Origin of the sequence: Bacillus sp. MHSD_36 (assembly GCF_030757775.1) — a bacterium.
In the GTDB taxonomy this organism is placed as follows: Bacteria; Bacillota; Bacilli; order Bacillales; family Bacillaceae_G; genus Bacillus_A.
Map to the genome: position 1 here is coordinate 115,361 of NZ_JAVBIS010000001.1, position 16,180 is coordinate 131,540.

A 16,180-nucleotide genomic window follows, 5' to 3' on the forward strand; every position below is an offset into this window, starting at 1 on the left:
GATTATGATGAAACATGTTTTTCAAAAAGGAAAAGATACGTCAAAACCACTGTTGTTATTACTTCATGGTACAGGAGGTAATGAATTAGATTTATTACCACTTGCAGAAATAGTTGACCCAGAAGCATCTGTATTAAGTGTTAGGGGAAATGTATTAGAAAATGGCATGCCGCGTTTCTTCCGTAGATTGGCAGAAGGCATTTTTGATGAAGAGGATTTAATTTTCCGTACGAAGGAATTAAATGAGTTTTTAGATGAAGCTGCAAAAACATATGAATTTGATAGAAATAACATTGTAGCTATCGGTTATTCAAATGGAGCAAACATTGCTGCAAGCTTATTATTCCAATACGATAATGCATTAAAAGGTGCTGTGCTTCATCACCCAATGGTGCCTAGAAGAGGAACACAATTGCCTAATTTAGTAGGGAAATCCGTGTTTATTGCTGCTGGGACAAATGATCCGATTTGTTCATCAGCAGAATCAGAGGAATTACAGGTACTATTAGAAAATGCAAACGCTAATGTAACAATGCATTGGGAAAATAGAGGGCATCAATTAACAATGAGTGAAGTAGAAAAAGCAAAAGAATGGTATGACAAAGCATTTTAAAAAAGAAGCATCTGCTAACAATTAGCAGATGCTTCTTTTATTATTTACGACTGAATTGCAAGATGAGACGAAGAAAGCGGTAATTGAATGTCAACAATTGTACCTTTATTTAATTCGCTTGCAATGTGTAATTTACCATGATGTTCCTCAATTATTTTGTAACACATCATTAATCCTAGTCCCGTTCCTTTTTCTTTTAAACTGTAAAATGGTTCGCCTAGACGAGAGACACGATCTTCTGGGATACCGCAACCTTCATCGATAATCCGTATTAAAATAAAGGTATCATCTAATGGTTTTGTTTGGATGTAAATATTTCCGCCATTTGGCATCGCTTCTATCGCGTTTTTTAATATATTTATAAAAACTTGTTTTAGTTGGTTACCATCACATTGAATATCATGTTTGTAATCAAAATGATCCATAATAATATGAACACTATGCATAATAGCAGTTGGTAAAATAAATGTAACAACCTCTTCAATTAAAGCTTGTATGTTACAAGTTTGGATAGATAATACTTGTGGTTTAGACATCGCCATGAATTGACTAGTGATAGATTCCATCTGTGAAATCTCACTTAACATAACATCGATATACCATTTTTGCTCCTCATTTATTTCAGGGAGTAGCAATGTTAGAAAACCTTTTAGAGAAGTGAGTGGATTTCGAATTTCATGGGCGATTCCAGCTGTCAGTTGTCCGACTACTGCGAGCTTTTCTGATTTTCGTAATAACTTTTCCGTTTCTTTTAGCTCGGTAACGTCTCTTCCCATTACGATAAGACCTTTTCGCGAGCCGTCAGGATGATAAAGTGGAACTTTCGATATACTTAAGATTAGGTCGGAATCATCTCTATGAATAATGAATTCCTCACCATGAAGAATTTGTCTTTGTTGCCATGCTAGTTCGTCGACTTCTTCACAATGTAAAAAAGCTTCTCGGTAGGCTTCGTTATATTGAATGAGTTCACTATCTTTTTTTCCGTGATAAGGTACATGGTGGAAATTGAAACAAGAAAGTGCATAGTCATTTGCTTCAAGCCAGCGTCCTTCATGATCCTTAAATATAACAAACGCAGGCATGGAGTCCACTAATGTACGTAATCTCTTCTCACTTTCTTTTAGCATATTCTCAATTCTTTCTGATTTTTCAAGAGGTTTCATAATGGCATATACGCCAGTTAGACGACTTTGGACAAAAATAGGAACTAGTTTTGTTACGACGTCTAATAAGAATCCATTTTTATGATAAATAGATAAAATATACTCTTGTTGATTATCCGCTTCCGTATTCTTTATATTTTGTAATACTTGTTCAGAAATATGGGCTTCTAAAATAGAGGTAATATTTTTCTGTTCTAATTCTAAGGAACTGTAACCTAATGTTTTTTCGGCAGAAGGATTTATATGTAAAATAATGCCCTCCAAATTTAATGAAATAATACTATCAGGATTATGCTTGAACAGAGATGCGTACATTTCTGTTAATGAACGATCTTGTATATGGTTTCGCAAACGTCTAGAAATGTTCGGATGACGTTTTCTTTGAGTTGATGAATATTTTTTACGACTCATAATAGTTCCTCCGTACAAATAGCATCTAAAAAGATTTGTCTATTCATAACTATAATATAGATGTAATGTGTATTTCTATAAAAAATAGAAGTTATATAATAAATTTTGTTTTCTTTATTTTTTGCAAAGTGAGTGCCAGGTGGTAATAAGGGGAGCTTATGTTGTTTTATAAACCTTTTGTAAGTTACAAAAGTGGGTTTTCTGTATAACATTAGGGTAGAGGAGGGGGAGAGAAAATGAGAAATTATATTCAAGGTATCGATCATGTACAAGTAGCTGCGCCTGTAGGGTGTGAAGAAGAAGCACGAGCGTTTTATGGTGAAACAATAGGTATGGAGGAAATCCCGAAGCCAGAGGAATTAAAGAAGCGTGGTGGATGTTGGTTTAAGTGTGGAAATCAAGAGATTCATATTGGAGTTGAGCAAAACTTCAATCCAGCTAAAAAGGCGCATCCAGCTTTTTATGTTTTAAAAATAGATGAATTTAGACAAGAGTTAATAAAGAAAGGTATTGAAGTAATAGATGATCATGCACGACCAGATGTAATTAGATTTTATGTGTCAGACCCGTTCGGAAATCGAATTGAATTTATGGAAAATAAAAACTAGGTGGAAATCCACCTAGTTTTTTTAAGCTTTTCTAAATAATCCTAATACTTCAACCGTTTCTGTAATGTTAACGAATGCATGAGGATCAATTTCAGAAATTGTTAATTTCATACTTGCTAATTCTTCACGAGAAACAACTGTCATAAGTACACGTTTCTTTTCGCTAGAATAAGCACCTTCGCCATCAAGTAATGTAATTCCACGTACAACAGTTGAAAGAAGTTGTTTTTTCATTTTTTCTGCTTCATTTGTTACAATCATAAGTGTAACCTTCCGATGTTTCGTATGAATAGCATCAATAACTTTACCAGTTACATAAATCGAAAGTAAGCTTGTAAGAGCGACATCCCAAGTGAAGAAGAATCCTGCAATGATTACAACGACTGCATTTAAAACAATAAGGAATCCGCCAAGTTTAATGTCTCGTTTGCGAGATAACAACATACCGATAATATCAAATCCACCAGTTGATCCATTACAGTTAAAAACAAGACCGATACCAGCTCCGGCAATGACACCACCAAAGATAGATGATAAAAGCGGATCTGTTGCGACGACTTTCACTGGAACATAGTATAATGCAACAGATAATACAATAACAGAGATAATCGTGTTAAAAATTACTTTTTTTCCAAGACCTATGTATCCTAAAATAAGGATAGGTAAGTTTAATACAAAGTTAATAATACCTGTGTTTACAGGAGTTACAATCCCTAAAATAATAGCAATTCCGCCAATTCCACTACTTAAAATTTTATGGGGGATAAGGAAAAGATTAAAGGCAATCGCAATAATAATAGAACCAATAATAACACCAAGAAATCTGACCATCTCTTTCCCGTCCTTCACTAGAAAATTCATATTATTTCAAGATTATATATGATATTGAAAGTTTTGGGTAAAAACAGTTTATTTCGGGAAATTAGATTAATCAAAAGAATTTGAGTATTTTATTATTTGAAAGGGGATACAGTTGTGGAGATAAAAACATATCAACAGAAAAGCCCATTGAAGCAAGAATGTGAGGATTCTTATTTTTGTAATGAAGAAAAAAAGATGTATGGTGTATGTGACGGTGCAACACCGCTTGTCCCGTTTTGTGATGAAAAGGGACATAATGGAGCATACATCGCTTCACATTTATTTGCAAGTTATTTTGCTTCATTACGTGAAAATCATAGTTTACCAGTTACAGTTGCAAAAGCAAATGAAGCATTGCAAAGAAAAATGTTAGAATATGAAGTAGACACGAGAAAAAAAGAGCATTTGTGGTGCACATGTATCGCGGCAGTCCAAATAGTTGGTGAGAAAATTGAATATGCACAATTAGGGGACTGTATGATTGTTGCAATACTTCAAAATGGAACGATACAAGTATTAACGAAAGACACGGTTGAAGGAATTAGTCAACGGGCAAAAAAGAAAAGAGAAGAAGATCGTAAAAAGGGATTATCTGTACCGGAAGAACATGTTTTTCAAGATGTGCGAGAACAGTTAAAATATAATCGTTATCTTGCAAATGTGCAGGATGGGTATTCCGTTGCGAATGGAATGAAAGAAGCGATTCATTATTTGCAGCATGGGGAATTACATATAGATGAAGTGAGTGGGATTTTTATTTGTTCAGACGGATTATTCCACCCAGATTGGCCACTCGAACAAACTGTTGCATATATAAGAAAGAATAGTATAAATGAATATGTAGCAATTATTGAAGATCTAGAAGGGGAAAAGAGAATACGACCAGATGATAAAACAATTATGATGATTGATTTTTAAGGGGGATGTTCAAATGGAAATTAAATGTGTTAATTTAACATTTCAAGATGAATTAGTTCCTTTAGAAAAAGTAAATAAACTGATTATCCACCATACATCCGAAGATGGATGGGATGTGTATAAAACACATGAATTTCATCAAAAAGTAAGAGGGTGGAGCGGTATCGGTTATAATTATTTTATTGAAGAAGATGGAACTGTAGTCGAAGGACGTGGTTTACATATTGGAGCACATGCGAAAGATAATAATAGAGATACAATTGGAATATGTATGACGGGTAATTTTGATAAATATGATCCAACGACCGCACAAATGAATACATTATATTCTTTATGTAAAATGTTTATGAAGCAGTTTGCTATAAAGAAAGAAAATATACTCGGTCATAGGGAGCTAGAAGGCGTTACAAAAAGTTGTCCTGGAAAGCGTTTTTCTATGGTAGAGTTAAGAAACGTACTATCTTACATATAGAGGAGTAATAAATAATGATGAATATAAAAATACCAAATGATAAAAAAGAAGAGCTAGTAGCACAAATTCAGCAATTTTTCGTTGAAGAAGATTTAGATGAAATTGGGCGCTTCCAAGCAGAGCGTTTAATAGAAGAAATGATTAAATTAGTAGGACCATTTGCATACAATCAAGCAATTGGAGATGCTAGAAAGCTTGTAACAGAGAAATTATCTAATATTGAAGAAGATTTATATGTGTTAGAGAAGAATGAAGGGAAGTAAAAAAAGAGCCGATGGGCTCTTTTTTTATTTGATTGATAACAAAAAAACATGGAGAAAACACGGAAAGGACATTGAAAATACATCTTTTATTTTTAGAATATTCTTAGTTTTAAAATACTTCAGAAAGGAAGAGTGTAATGAGATTAACGCCAAGAGAAATTGATAAACTGCTAGTAGTTGTTGCGGCTGATTTAGCTTATCGACGAAAGGAGAGAGGACTTAAGTTAAACTATCCAGAAAGTATCGCTATTATTACGTATGAAATTTTGGAAGGAGCGAGAGATGGTAAAAATGTAGCAGAATTAATGGAGCTTGGAAAAACCATTTTAAGTGCTGAAGATGTTATGGATGGTATTGCAGACATGATATCAGATATTCAAGTTGAGGCAACTTTTCCTGATGGAACAAAATTAGTAACTATTCATCAACCAATTCATTAAAGGAAGTGAATGTTGTGATTCCAGGGCAATATATCCTTGCGAAAGAAGACATAGTATGTAATGGAAATAAAAAAGCAATGAAAGTCAAAGTGATAAATCAGGGAGATAGACCCATTCAAATTGGATCTCATTACCACTTTTATGAAGTGAATGAGGCGTTAAAATTCAATCGCAGTGTAGCAATTGGACAACATTTAGATATTCCAGCAGGTACAGCGGTAAGATTTGAGCCTGGAGATGAAAAAACGATTGAATTAGTTCCATATTCAGGAGAACAAGAAGTATATGGATTTAAAAATAAAGTGGATGGCGATATTCAATCTTACACAAAAAGAGGGAGATAGCATGAGTTTTAAGATGTCACGTAAACAATATGCTGATTTATATGGTCCAACTACAGGAGATTCTATTCGTTTAGCGGATACACAATTATTCGCACATGTTGATCGAAATGCCACTGTATATGGTGATGAAGCTGTCTTTGGTGGAGGAAAATCAATTAGGGATGGTATGGGACAAAATTCACAACTTACAAGAGAACAAGGGGTTGTGGATGTTGTTATTACGAATGCAATTATTATTGATTATACGGGAGTATATAAAGCGGATATTGGTATAAAAGATGGGAAGATTTCAGCAATTGGTAAGAGTGGTAATCCTTCAGTTATGGATAATATTGATATCATCATTGGAACATCAACGGAAGTAATTTCTGGTGAGCGGAAAATCGTTACAGCTGGAGGTATTGATACACATGTGCATTTCATATCCCCACAACAAATTGATACAGCATTGGCTTCAGGTATAACAACTTTAATTGGTGGGGGAACAGGACCGGCAGAGGGGACTAAAGCAACTACAATAACACCTGGATCTTGGAATTTAAGAAAAATGCTAGAAGCAGCAGAAGCTTTTCCTATAAATCTTGGATTTTTAGGAAAAGGAAATAGTTCAAGTTTACCTGCCCTGGAAGAACAAATATTTGCAGGGGCTATCGGATTGAAAATCCATGAAGATTGGGGAGCAACTTCGTCAGCAATTAATCACTCGTTACAGATTGCTGATAAATATGATATTCAAGTCGCTATTCATACGGATACGTTAAACGAATGTGGTTTTGTGGAAGAAACGATAAAAGCTATTGATAATCGTGTTATTCATACGTACCACACTGAAGGAGCTGGAGGTGGGCATGCACCAGATATTATAAAGATTGCTGCGCTGAATAATATTTTACCATCATCAACGAACCCGACCTTGCCATATACAGTGAATACGCTGGATGAACATTTAGATATGCTCATGGTATGTCATCATTTAAAAGCGAATATTCCAGAAGATGTAATGTTTGCAGATTCAAGGATTCGAAAAGAAACAATCGCGGCAGAGGATATTTTGCAAGATTTAGGGGTTTTCAGCATGATTAGCTCTGACTCACAGGCGATGGGAAGGGTTGGAGAGGTTATTATTCGCAATTGGCAAACCGCCGATAAAATGAAAAAGCAGATTGGTAGTTTAGAGGGAGATAAAGAATATAACGATAATAATAGAATTCAACGTTATATAGCTAAGTATACAATTAATCCAGCTATTACACATGGAATTTCAGAATACGTGGGCTCTATTGAAGTAGGAAAGTATGCAGATCTTGTAATATGGGATCCACAATTTTTCGGTGTTAAGCCAGATATGGTTTTAAAAAACGGGATGGTAGTGATGGCATTAATGGGAGACGAGAATGCTTCAATTCCTACCCCACAACCATATTATGAAAAAAAGATGTTTGGTGCATATGGAAAAGCAGTACAGTCAAGTTCAATTACATTTGTATCGAAAGTAGCTTATGAGAATAATATTAAAGAAAAATTAGGTTTAAATAAAGTTGTATTACCTGTTAAAAATACGAGAGAGATTTCGAAGCAAGATATGAAGCTAAATAATGCAACACCAGAAATTGAAGTAGATGCGCAGACATATGAGGTTAAAGTTGATGGACAACTAATCACGTGTGAAGCCGTAGATGTACTACCTATGGCTCAAAGATATTTTTTATTTTGATATAACGGGGGAGATAAAATGATTATTGAAAAAATTAATAACAACGTATGCAATATGAATGATTTCTCAAACACAAAAAAGTATCTTGATAAGATATTAATTTCTAGTGAGCTTTTACTGAAGAGAGTTCAGAAATTATATTCAGAATCTGGTTTTGAAATTGGAGTGTCTTTAGATAATGGAGAAACATTAAAGAACGGTGATATTTTATATGAAGATGAAAATCGAATTGTATATATTGAAGTATTACCAGAAGAGGTAATTGTAATTACTCCAACATCAATAAAAGAAATGGGAATTATTGCTCATAACTTAGGGAATAGACATTTACCAGCACAATTCGATGAAGGGTGCATGATTTTGGCGAACGACTATTTAGTAGAAGATTTACTTAAAAAGGAAGGTGTTCCTTATCAAAAAGAAAATAGAGTATTACCAAAACCATTCAAGCATGCTTCGCACAAACATATTTAACCTACTTAACCTACTCCAAATTAGTGATTCGAACTTCCCAACAGGAAGTTTTAGTCACTCTTTTGGATTAGAAACGTTTATTCAAGAGGGACAAGTTACAAATAAAGCTGGATTTTTCAAATGGGTTAATCGATATGTAAAAGTCCAATTAACATACACAGACGGATTAATTTGCAAATACACTTACGAAGCCATTAAGAATAATGAGGGAGAACAAATTACGTTTTTAGATGATTTAATAACAGCCCAAACATTGCCTTTTGAATGTAGAAAAGCAAATAGAATGATTAGTAAAAGTACTTCTAAATTATTGTGTGAATTGTTCTCATTTGTAAATTTAAATATATATAAAGAAAATATTATGGGTAATAAATTACAAGGTCATCCGAGTATCGTATACGGAATATTAGGGGCGGAATTGAAAATGACAATAGAAGAAACGCTCTTAGTTTTCTTATACTCAAGTGTTGGAAGTATAATTCAAAACGGTGTGAGAGCCATTCCTCTTGGACAAACAGATGGTCAAAAACTATTACAAGAATGCCATGAATTGATCTGCGAATCTATTGATAGAATTCAAATACTTTCATTAGAGGATTTTGGATTGAATGATCCTGAATTCGAAATAAATCAAATGCAACATGAAGATGTAAATGTAAGGGTCTTCATGTCATAGGGAGGAACAATAAAATGATAAAGCCTATTAAAATTGGTATCGGTGGTCCGGTAGGTGCCGGGAAAACCATGTTAGTTGAAAAGTTAACAAAACATCTAAATACAGATTATGAAATTGCAGCAATTACAAACGATATTTATACGAAAGAAGATGCAAAGATTTTATTGAAAACAGGTGTTTTACCAGAAGATAGAATTATTGGTGTAGAGACGGGGGGGTGCCCGCATACAGCAATTCGAGAGGACGCTTCTATGAATTTTGAAGCAATTGAAGAACTCATGATTAGACATAATAATTTAGATATTATTTTTATTGAAAGTGGGGGTGATAATTTAGCTGCCACATTTAGTCCGGAGCTAGTGGATTTTTCAATTTATATTATTGATGTGGCACAGGGAGAAAAGATTCCGCGTAAAGGTGGACAAGGAATGATCAAATCTGATGTATTTGTAATTAATAAAACGGATTTGGCACCTTATGTAGGAGCTGATCTTGGAGTTATGGAGCAGGATACGAAAAATTACCGACATAATAAACCATACTTTTTTACAAATTTGAAGGATGAGGAAGGCTTACAAGAATTAATAAATTGGATGAGACAAAACATTATGTTAGAAGGACTGAAAAAATGAAATCCCCTACAGGTGTCTTAAACATTGATATGATGGAAAAGAGACATAAAACCGTACCTATTAAGGTTTATCATAAAGATGCCTTAAAAGTAACGCAGCCAATATATTTGGATGAGTATGGTAGAGCATATTACTATATTATGAATTCTGGTGGAGGCTATTTAAAAGGAGATTTCTATTCTATAAATATAAATGTTGGTAAAGATGCGAAAACATATATAACAAGCCAATCAGCAACGAAAGTTTACAAGACTCCAAATAGTTATGCTTTGCAAGAATTGAATTTTTATATTGGTGAGAATGCTGTTATGGAGTATTTACCAGACCCGTTAATTATGTACAAGGATGCAGCATATAAGCAAAAAACAAATATATATCTGCAAAATAATTCTACATTGATTTTATGCGATTCAGTTACGCCTGGTTGGTCACCAAATATGGAGAAGTTCACATACCAATATTTTGATTCGTTAACAAAAATATATATGGAAAATAAAATTGTAGTATACGATCATCTATTGCTAAACCCTTTCAAAGAGTCGTTAGATCAAATGGGAATATTAAATCAATATTCCCATTATGGTACTTTCATAGTTATTAATGAAAACATTACAAATGACTTAATTGCAGCATTGAAAACATCACTTTCTAACACTAACAATATAAAAATTGGAGTATCTTCTACACCATGTAAAGGCTTTGTCATACGCATACTTAGTCATAATACTGAGGACATGGAGTCTATATTTTTTCAGTGTCATCGTTTTGTTAGAGAGAATTGTCTACAGGAAGAATTAACATCCTATCGAAAATATTAAGTAGGAGAAGGGGATACTATGACTAATGTGGGATTATTGTTTGTCGGTGCAGTTCTATTTATGAATTCACTAGCAGCTTTTAAACTCATTGATAGCAAAAGTGTAGGATACTTTAATTTATTTGTAGGGGCATTACAAACTTTGACACCATTATATTTATTATTTACAGGAAGTCAATCCGACGAGTGGACTATCCTATCTAATGGAACTATTTTTTTATTTGGTTTTACTTATTTATATGTTGGTCTTACGAATATATTAAAACTTGATTCTTCAGGTGTAGGTTACTATTCTCTTTGGGTTGCTATCATTGCAACGGTTATGGGAATTGTGAATCAATTACATGGGAGTGGTAGCCTACAAAGTACAATAATTTGGTTCTTTTGGGCATTCCTTTGGTTTTTATTTTTTCTACAAGATGGGTTGAAAAAGAAGATTCATATTTATGTAGGTATTGTTTGCTTCGTTGAATCTTGGATTACTGCAACAGTACCAGCTCTGTTAATACTTACAAATCATACTGAAGTGTTAAATGATTTTGTAATTATTTTAGTGACTATTATAACGATTGTAGTTTTTATTATGGCACTTTTCTTTTTCAAGATTATTCAATTTAAAGTAGAAAGGGTTAGTAACTATGTGGAAAAGTGAACTGAAAAAGGCAACTAACTTTTTTATTATTATTATATTTCTTCATGTGCTTGGAATTCTCTTATTATTACCGGCACTGTATAAAGGTAATAGCATAATCGGAATGGCTATTATTGCATATTCTTTAGGATTGCGTCATGCGTTTGATAGTGATCATATAGTCGCAATTGATAATACTGTTCGGAAATTAATTGAAAAAGGTAAAAACTCACAGGGGGTGGGGTTTTACTTCTCATTAGGACACTCTACGGTAGTATTTGTGATGATTGTATTAATTGCTTTAATTGGAAAAACGGCAAAACATGGAATGGAGAGCTTTTCAACTATAGGCGGTATTATCGGTACAATCGTTTCTAGTACATTCCTTATCATTATCGGTCTTACCAATCTGTTGTACCTTATTAAAGTGTTGCGAAGCCAAGAGGACAAACAGCCAGAAAATTTAGGGTTTATATACCGTTTCACACAGCGTTTATTTACGTTTATTGATAGTCAGAAGCAATTGTATATGATTGGTTTTTTATTTGGACTTGGTTTTGATACAGCGAGTGAAATTGGATTAATTGCTCTTTCTACAGTAACTGCAACAAGCCAATCTATTCCACTTGTAAGTATATTTGCTTTTCCCATTTTGTTTGCTGCAGGAATGTCATTGATGGATACATTAGATAGTACATTCATGAATACGAATTATAAGTGGGCACTGGAAAATAGTCGAATAAGAAATTCATATAATGTATTAATTACCTCAATATCTGTTATAACAGCTTTTTTAATAGGGGGGTATCAACTATTATCTATGCTTATTGAAAGCTATAATTTACAGGGACCGTTTTGGAATCTCATACAGGTAGTTAATTTTGATTATTTGGGTATCTGTCTTGTTATATTCTTTATTATTTCTCTTATTGTTTTTGCTGTGTGGAATAGAAATGTTTTTAAGGAACCACTTACAAAGAGTATAGAGAAATAGAAATATATCGTATATTATTTGGTAGTTTATGTATATAAAGTAAAATAAAAAACACGTTAGATGCAAATGCATCTAACGTGTTTTTTATTATTTATGTTCCTTATATTCATGTACTCTTTCTTTCACATTACCAACTGTATCTTTAGCGGTGCCTTTCACCTTATCCCATTTTCCTTCAGCTTGTAATTTCTTATTGTCAGTTACTTTCCCAACAACTTCTTTTACTTCGCCTTTTACTTTATCGATAGCACCTTCTACTTTTTCTTTTAAACCATGATCATGTTTAGTCATACATTTCTCCTCCTTGTAGTTTGATTAGAAATCTCTTTTCATATTGCAAGTTGAATGATGTATCTAGTAATAGCGTAACAAATTTAGTTTGAATATTCAAATGATTAATGGTATAGAAAAAGAATTGTCATAGAATGTATAAGATTGTAATGCAAGGAGAAGGAATGTTAATTATATGTCTTTTGCAGTCCATATGGATTTTGTATAAGCAATTTTCATATGGGCACGTTCCATATTATTTTGACTGCCGCTACCGAATCTTGCTTGTCCAACTATTAAATTACAATTGGATTCAATAGCTGTCTCAATTCGTTTTTGAATTAATGCAGTATGACAGCCTTTACGCTGAAATTCTGGCAAAGTAGCAGAAGCAGCTAATGAAGCAATCCCATTATTTATGTACAGGACACCAATGCCTGCAGGAGTATTTTGAACTTCGGCTATGAAAAAATGCCATCCTGGTTTATCGTAAAGAATTTCGTTATTTTGGCGCACGCCATCTTTTGTAAAGGATGGCATGTTAAATCCGCGTACATATATGTCTGCAAAAATATGAAATTCATTTTCTTTTAGTTGGCGTACTGAAATGTTAGAAGGAAGAAGGGATGGATCTTTTCTCGGTATACTATATAAAGCGGTATGGAAGCCCGATTGGTAAAAACCTTTTTGAGATAAGTATTGAAATAATTCAGCTGTACCTTGAGCGGGTGTAATTTCAAAACGACAAGGGATTTGTAGCGATTGATAATAAGAGATGATTTCATCTATCTCATCTGTATTTGTAAATGTAATACCTTTTACGGTATTAAAAGCAGGACCAGCAATTATTTTTGATGAAAAGGCAGTGGCGTTCCCGAATTTTTTCAGTTGTATTTGCATTGGATTTTTAGCTAACGCTTGTAATGCTTTTAGTCTAGAAGAGAGCATATGTATTTCTGCGTTTTCAACTTCTTGAGCTGTATGGACTTTCATAATTGTACCCATAGGTTCCTCCGTCAATAAATATATTTTATAGTACATATACGATGTTTGTTCTAAGATTCCTGTTGAAATGTAACAGAATAAGAGGTTTTTTGGAAGGGAAATGGAAGTGAACTGTCGAAGGGAGTAGAAACAGATTAAAGGTGGTGCTTTCATGAAACAGAAAGACGTGCAGACATGCTCTAATTGTGGTTCTCAAAATATAGGAGAAGGTGAGTTTGTCGGTTATGCACAAATACGGAAAAAGGAGACGATGTTCACATCTTCACCAGTAGATGCTTATATTTGTACAGATTGCGGAAATGTCCTTTTATTAAAAGTACGACATTATGAAAAGTTTAAGCAGAAGCCGTTATGATTATTGAAAAGTGGTTTTATTAGAGAAGTTAATAGGAGTAATATTTTACATATATATGAATACGCCTTATATAAAGAGATGACAACATATACTGTGTGGGATGCTTATTAATCGTTGCGCAACATACAAAAATGTATAGAAGAAATTGTGAATTAATATGAGAAAGAAAATTAGCCCTTGTGCCGTTTAATCGCTACGTTCATTATCTTATTTGCTGCGATTCCTGCACTTGAAGTTATTAAATATGAGAGTAAGTCAGGGTATGAAAAATATGTACTTACTTTACCGCTTACTAGAACTAACATTGTACAAAGTCACTATCTTTTCTATTTTTTAGTTGTAATTATTGGTACTTTACTATCGTACGGCATATTTTATATACATGGTTTCGTTTCAGATACATCAATTGATGATGGTATATTTAAGAGTGTTTCTTTAGGGACGTTCATCATTCTTAATGCCGGAGCAATAGCCTATCCACTCCTCTATGTTTTTGGAGCAGAAAAATCTGATGCTATTACAATTGGAGGCGCATGCGGAGGACTTGTTATTTGTTTTGGATTACAAAGTGTTATTGGCTATCTAATAGAACAATTTCCAATATCAAATTTAAATTCATCTGTATACGTTTCAATTCTATATACAATATTTGGTGTTATCATATATATCTTTTCTTTTGTTATTTCGGTATTTATATATCATAAGAAGGAATTTTAGTATATTTTCTCTTAGTATTTTCTGAATTATTTCCAAAGGAATAATTCGGAAAATACAGAAAAATGTCGTAATCATTTGTAGAAGTCTGTTATAATAAACAAAAAATGAAAACGCTTTAAAGGGGGATATAACCAATATGATGATGAATGTACCGTTAACAATTAGTTCTATGATGGAAAGAGCAGAAAAACTGTTTTCAAAGAAAGAAATTGTTTCACGGACACATGATACAATTACGACGTTAACGTATAAGCAGTTAGGTGAAAGGACGAGAAGGCTTTCCAGTGCGTTAAAAAAATTAGGAATTAAAGAAGGCGAGCGTATAGGAACGTTAGCGTGGAATCATCATCGACATGTGGAAGCATATTTTGCTATTCCTGGCATTGCTTCCGTTTTACACACAATTAATATTCGTTTATCTCCTCAACATATTTCATACATTATTCAACATGCAGAAGATCGAATTCTACTTATTGATGAAGATCTCGTACCACTCGTTGAAAATATTCAATCACAATTATCAACAGTACAAGCCTACATTATTATGACTGATAAAGATGTACTTCCAAATACTACGCTAGAACCCGTATATCATTATGAAAAGCTATTAGAAGAAGGCGATCCAAATTTCCAATTTGTAAAAGATATTGATGAAAATACACCTGCTGGTATGTGTTATACGTCAGCGACTACAGGAAATCCAAAAGGTGTTGTATATACGCATCGTAGTACTGTACTGCATTGCATGGCACTCGGTTTAGCGGATACAGCTGCTTTATCGGAAAGTGATGCGGCAATGGCAATTGTACCGATGTTCCATGTGAATGCTTGGGGACTTCCTTTCGCTGCTACTTGGTTTGGATCAAAACAAGTTCTTCCAGGACCGATGTTTACGCCAAAAATTTTATTAGAAATGATCCAATCTGAAAAAGTGACGTTAGCTGCCGGTGTGCCGACAATTTGGCTTGGTGTATTACAAGAGTTAGAAAATAATAGTTACGATTTATCTAGTATGACGAGAATACTATGCGGTGGTGCAGCTGCACCGAAAAGTGTTATTAAAGCATTTGAACAGAAACACAATGTTCCGTTCATCCATGCATATGGTATGACGGAAACAAGCCCACTTGTAACACTTGCACGTTTAAAAAGTTATGAAACAGAAATATCATATGAAGAGCAATTAGAAATTAGATCAAAACAAGGGTATCTTGTCCCTGGTGTAGAGATGAAAGTAGTTGGTACAAATGGTGAAGTGAAGTGGGATGGTACGGAAATGGGGGAACTATGTTTACGAGCGCCGTGGATCGCTGAAAGCTATTATAACGATGAACGTACTGTTGAAGGGTTTCGCGATGGATGGTTATATACTGGTGATGTTGTCACAGTGGACGAGGAAGGCTGCGTGAAAATTGTTGACCGTACGAAAGATGTCATTAAAAGCGGAGGCGAGTGGATTTCTTCAGTTGACCTTGAAAATGCTTTAATGGCACATGATGCTATATTTGAAGCAGCTGTCGTTGCCGTTCCTCATCCGCAATGGCAAGAGCGACCAGTTGCATGCGTCGTTCAAAAGAAAAATAGTACAGTAACAAAAGAAGAAATATATGAATTTTTAAAACCACAGTTTGCGAAGTGGTGGTTACCAGACGATATTGTATTTATGGAAGAAATACCGAAAACATCTGTTGGGAAGTTTTTAAAACAAGCACTTCGGAAAGAACTTGAGCATTTGCATAAAGAGAAATAATGGAATTTATATTTGTAAACTTATAATTAAAACAAGTTGACAAATACTA

At 33.8% G+C, this 16,180-nt stretch carries 21 protein-coding genes; 17 read left to right on the forward strand and 4 right to left on the reverse strand.

From position 1 onward, the window contains the following. Positions 1-4: 4 nt before the first annotated feature. Positions 5-613 (forward strand): alpha/beta hydrolase, encoded by a 609-nt coding sequence (locus Q9B79_RS00640; protein ID WP_306182218.1) that lies wholly within the window; start codon positions 5-7, stop codon positions 611-613. A 44-nt stretch (positions 614-657) separates the two neighbouring features. Here the strand turns inward: Q9B79_RS00640 and Q9B79_RS00645 are convergent, their stop codons facing one another. Further along, a complete protein-coding gene (locus Q9B79_RS00645) occupies positions 658-2,190 on the reverse strand; it encodes a BA3702 family sensor histidine kinase (protein ID WP_306182219.1) in 1,533 nt (510 codons plus the stop codon). Between the two features lie 236 nt (positions 2,191-2,426). Here Q9B79_RS00645 and Q9B79_RS00650 point away from each other — a divergent pair, with 236 nt between their 5' ends. Then, positions 2,427-2,798, forward strand: coding sequence for a VOC family protein (locus Q9B79_RS00650; RefSeq protein WP_270707408.1), 372 nt, complete (start codon positions 2,427-2,429; stop codon positions 2,796-2,798). A gap of 21 nt (positions 2,799-2,819) precedes the next feature. On the opposite strand, the gene Q9B79_RS00655 is transcribed toward Q9B79_RS00650, so the two are convergent. Beyond that, entirely contained in the window at positions 2,820-3,659 is an 840-nt protein-coding gene (locus Q9B79_RS00655; RefSeq protein WP_270707409.1) for a YitT family protein, read from the reverse strand. A 96-nt stretch (positions 3,660-3,755) separates the two neighbouring features. Here Q9B79_RS00655 and Q9B79_RS00660 point away from each other — a divergent pair, with 96 nt between their 5' ends. The 12 genes from Q9B79_RS00660 to Q9B79_RS00715 all read left to right on the forward strand — a co-directional run bounded on the left by Q9B79_RS00660 (position 3,756) and on the right by Q9B79_RS00715 (position 12,034). Beyond that, positions 3,756-4,577, forward strand: a complete 822-nt coding sequence (locus tag Q9B79_RS00660) for a protein phosphatase 2C domain-containing protein (RefSeq protein ID WP_306182220.1) — start codon at positions 3,756-3,758, stop codon at positions 4,575-4,577. 13 nt (positions 4,578-4,590) lie between these two features. Continuing rightward, the gene (locus Q9B79_RS00665; protein ID WP_306182221.1) at positions 4,591-5,049 is read left to right on the forward strand and encodes a peptidoglycan recognition protein family protein; all 459 of its coding nucleotides are present in this window, start codon (positions 4,591-4,593) and stop codon (positions 5,047-5,049) included. 14 nt (positions 5,050-5,063) lie between these two features. After that, complete coding sequence (locus tag Q9B79_RS00670) at positions 5,064-5,312, forward strand: DUF2164 domain-containing protein (protein ID WP_000981070.1); 249 nt, start codon at positions 5,064-5,066, stop codon at positions 5,310-5,312. Between the two features lie 137 nt (positions 5,313-5,449). Then, entirely contained in the window at positions 5,450-5,752 is a 303-nt protein-coding gene (locus tag Q9B79_RS00675) for an urease subunit gamma (protein WP_001241328.1), read from the forward strand. A gap of 14 nt (positions 5,753-5,766) precedes the next feature. Beyond that, complete coding sequence (locus Q9B79_RS00680) at positions 5,767-6,096, forward strand: urease subunit beta (protein WP_263704444.1); 330 nt, start codon at positions 5,767-5,769, stop codon at positions 6,094-6,096. Between the two features lies 1 nt (position 6,097). Further along, entirely contained in the window at positions 6,098-7,810 is a 1,713-nt protein-coding gene (gene ureC, locus Q9B79_RS00685; protein ID WP_306182224.1) for an urease subunit alpha, read from the forward strand. 18 nt (positions 7,811-7,828) lie between these two features. Continuing rightward, the gene (locus tag Q9B79_RS00690; RefSeq protein WP_306182225.1) at positions 7,829-8,284 is read left to right on the forward strand and encodes an urease accessory protein UreE; all 456 of its coding nucleotides are present in this window, start codon (positions 7,829-7,831) and stop codon (positions 8,282-8,284) included. Then, complete coding sequence (locus tag Q9B79_RS00695) at positions 8,262-8,960, forward strand: urease accessory protein UreF (RefSeq protein ID WP_306182227.1); 699 nt, start codon at positions 8,262-8,264, stop codon at positions 8,958-8,960. Before Q9B79_RS00690 ends, Q9B79_RS00695 begins: the two co-directional genes overlap by 23 nt. A gap of 14 nt (positions 8,961-8,974) precedes the next feature. Continuing rightward, positions 8,975-9,592, forward strand: a complete 618-nt coding sequence (gene ureG, locus Q9B79_RS00700; protein WP_000594925.1) for an urease accessory protein UreG — start codon at positions 8,975-8,977, stop codon at positions 9,590-9,592. After that, entirely contained in the window at positions 9,589-10,410 is an 822-nt protein-coding gene (locus Q9B79_RS00705; protein WP_306182229.1) for an urease accessory protein UreD, read from the forward strand. The genes ureG and Q9B79_RS00705 overlap by 4 nt, the downstream gene beginning before the upstream one ends. A gap of 18 nt (positions 10,411-10,428) precedes the next feature. Continuing rightward, on the forward strand, positions 10,429-11,061 hold the full coding sequence (locus Q9B79_RS00710; protein ID WP_306182230.1) for an AmiS/UreI family transporter: 633 nt from the start codon (positions 10,429-10,431) through the stop codon (positions 11,059-11,061). Next, the gene (locus Q9B79_RS00715) at positions 11,048-12,034 is read left to right on the forward strand and encodes a HoxN/HupN/NixA family nickel/cobalt transporter (protein WP_306182231.1); all 987 of its coding nucleotides are present in this window, start codon (positions 11,048-11,050) and stop codon (positions 12,032-12,034) included. The genes Q9B79_RS00710 and Q9B79_RS00715 overlap by 14 nt, the downstream gene beginning before the upstream one ends. Positions 12,035-12,121: 87 nt before the next feature. Here the strand turns inward: Q9B79_RS00715 and Q9B79_RS00720 are convergent, their stop codons facing one another. Further along, entirely contained in the window at positions 12,122-12,325 is a 204-nt protein-coding gene (locus tag Q9B79_RS00720; protein WP_306182232.1) for a CsbD family protein, read from the reverse strand. 171 nt (positions 12,326-12,496) lie between these two features. Further along, on the reverse strand, positions 12,497-13,309 hold the full coding sequence (locus tag Q9B79_RS00725; protein WP_306182233.1) for a GNAT family N-acetyltransferase: 813 nt from the start codon (positions 13,307-13,309) through the stop codon (positions 12,497-12,499). Positions 13,310-13,460: 151 nt separating this feature from the next. On the opposite strand from Q9B79_RS00725, the gene Q9B79_RS00730 reads away from it, so the two are divergent. From Q9B79_RS00730 to Q9B79_RS00740, 3 genes are all read left to right on the forward strand, one after another. Beyond that, positions 13,461-13,664, forward strand: coding sequence for a hypothetical protein (locus Q9B79_RS00730; protein WP_000810212.1), 204 nt, complete (start codon positions 13,461-13,463; stop codon positions 13,662-13,664). A 177-nt stretch (positions 13,665-13,841) separates the two neighbouring features. Beyond that, positions 13,842-14,381, forward strand: a complete 540-nt coding sequence (locus Q9B79_RS00735) for an ABC-2 transporter permease (protein ID WP_306182235.1) — start codon at positions 13,842-13,844, stop codon at positions 14,379-14,381. Between the two features lie 136 nt (positions 14,382-14,517). Then, a complete protein-coding gene (locus Q9B79_RS00740; protein WP_306182236.1) occupies positions 14,518-16,131 on the forward strand; it encodes a long-chain fatty acid--CoA ligase in 1,614 nt (537 codons plus the stop codon). Positions 16,132-16,180 lie beyond the last annotated feature (49 nt).

Bases quoted from the DNA above. Each gene is read 5' to 3' on its own strand.
- Q9B79_RS00695 (WP_306182227.1), top strand. From the start codon at position 8,262: ATGCTTCGCACAAACATATTTAACCTACTTAACCTACTCCAAATTAGT.
- Q9B79_RS00725 (WP_306182233.1), bottom strand. From the start codon at position 13,309: ATGGGTACAATTATGAAAGTCCATACAGCTCAAGAAGTTGAAAACGCA.
- Q9B79_RS00705 (WP_306182229.1), top strand. From the start codon at position 9,589: ATGAAATCCCCTACAGGTGTCTTAAACATTGATATGATGGAAAAGAGA.
- Q9B79_RS00665 (WP_306182221.1), top strand. From the start codon at position 4,591: ATGGAAATTAAATGTGTTAATTTAACATTTCAAGATGAATTAGTTCCT.
- Q9B79_RS00655 (WP_270707409.1), bottom strand. From the start codon at position 3,659: ATGAATTTTCTAGTGAAGGACGGGAAAGAGATGGTCAGATTTCTTGGT.
- ureG (WP_000594925.1), top strand. From the start codon at position 8,975: ATGATAAAGCCTATTAAAATTGGTATCGGTGGTCCGGTAGGTGCCGGG.
- Q9B79_RS00670 (WP_000981070.1), top strand. From the start codon at position 5,064: ATGATGAATATAAAAATACCAAATGATAAAAAAGAAGAGCTAGTAGCA.
- Q9B79_RS00710 (WP_306182230.1), top strand. From the start codon at position 10,429: ATGACTAATGTGGGATTATTGTTTGTCGGTGCAGTTCTATTTATGAAT.
- ureC (WP_306182224.1), top strand. From the start codon at position 6,098: ATGAGTTTTAAGATGTCACGTAAACAATATGCTGATTTATATGGTCCA.
- Q9B79_RS00690 (WP_306182225.1), top strand. From the start codon at position 7,829: ATGATTATTGAAAAAATTAATAACAACGTATGCAATATGAATGATTTC.
- Q9B79_RS00740 (WP_306182236.1), top strand. From the start codon at position 14,518: ATGATGATGAATGTACCGTTAACAATTAGTTCTATGATGGAAAGAGCA.
- Q9B79_RS00720 (WP_306182232.1), bottom strand. From the start codon at position 12,325: ATGACTAAACATGATCATGGTTTAAAAGAAAAAGTAGAAGGTGCTATC.
- Q9B79_RS00645 (WP_306182219.1), bottom strand. From the start codon at position 2,190: ATGAGTCGTAAAAAATATTCATCAACTCAAAGAAAACGTCATCCGAAC.
- Q9B79_RS00715 (WP_306182231.1), top strand. From the start codon at position 11,048: ATGTGGAAAAGTGAACTGAAAAAGGCAACTAACTTTTTTATTATTATT.
- Q9B79_RS00675 (WP_001241328.1), top strand. From the start codon at position 5,450: ATGAGATTAACGCCAAGAGAAATTGATAAACTGCTAGTAGTTGTTGCG.
- Q9B79_RS00640 (WP_306182218.1), top strand. From the start codon at position 5: ATGATGAAACATGTTTTTCAAAAAGGAAAAGATACGTCAAAACCACTG.
- Q9B79_RS00650 (WP_270707408.1), top strand. From the start codon at position 2,427: ATGAGAAATTATATTCAAGGTATCGATCATGTACAAGTAGCTGCGCCT.
- Q9B79_RS00730 (WP_000810212.1), top strand. From the start codon at position 13,461: ATGAAACAGAAAGACGTGCAGACATGCTCTAATTGTGGTTCTCAAAAT.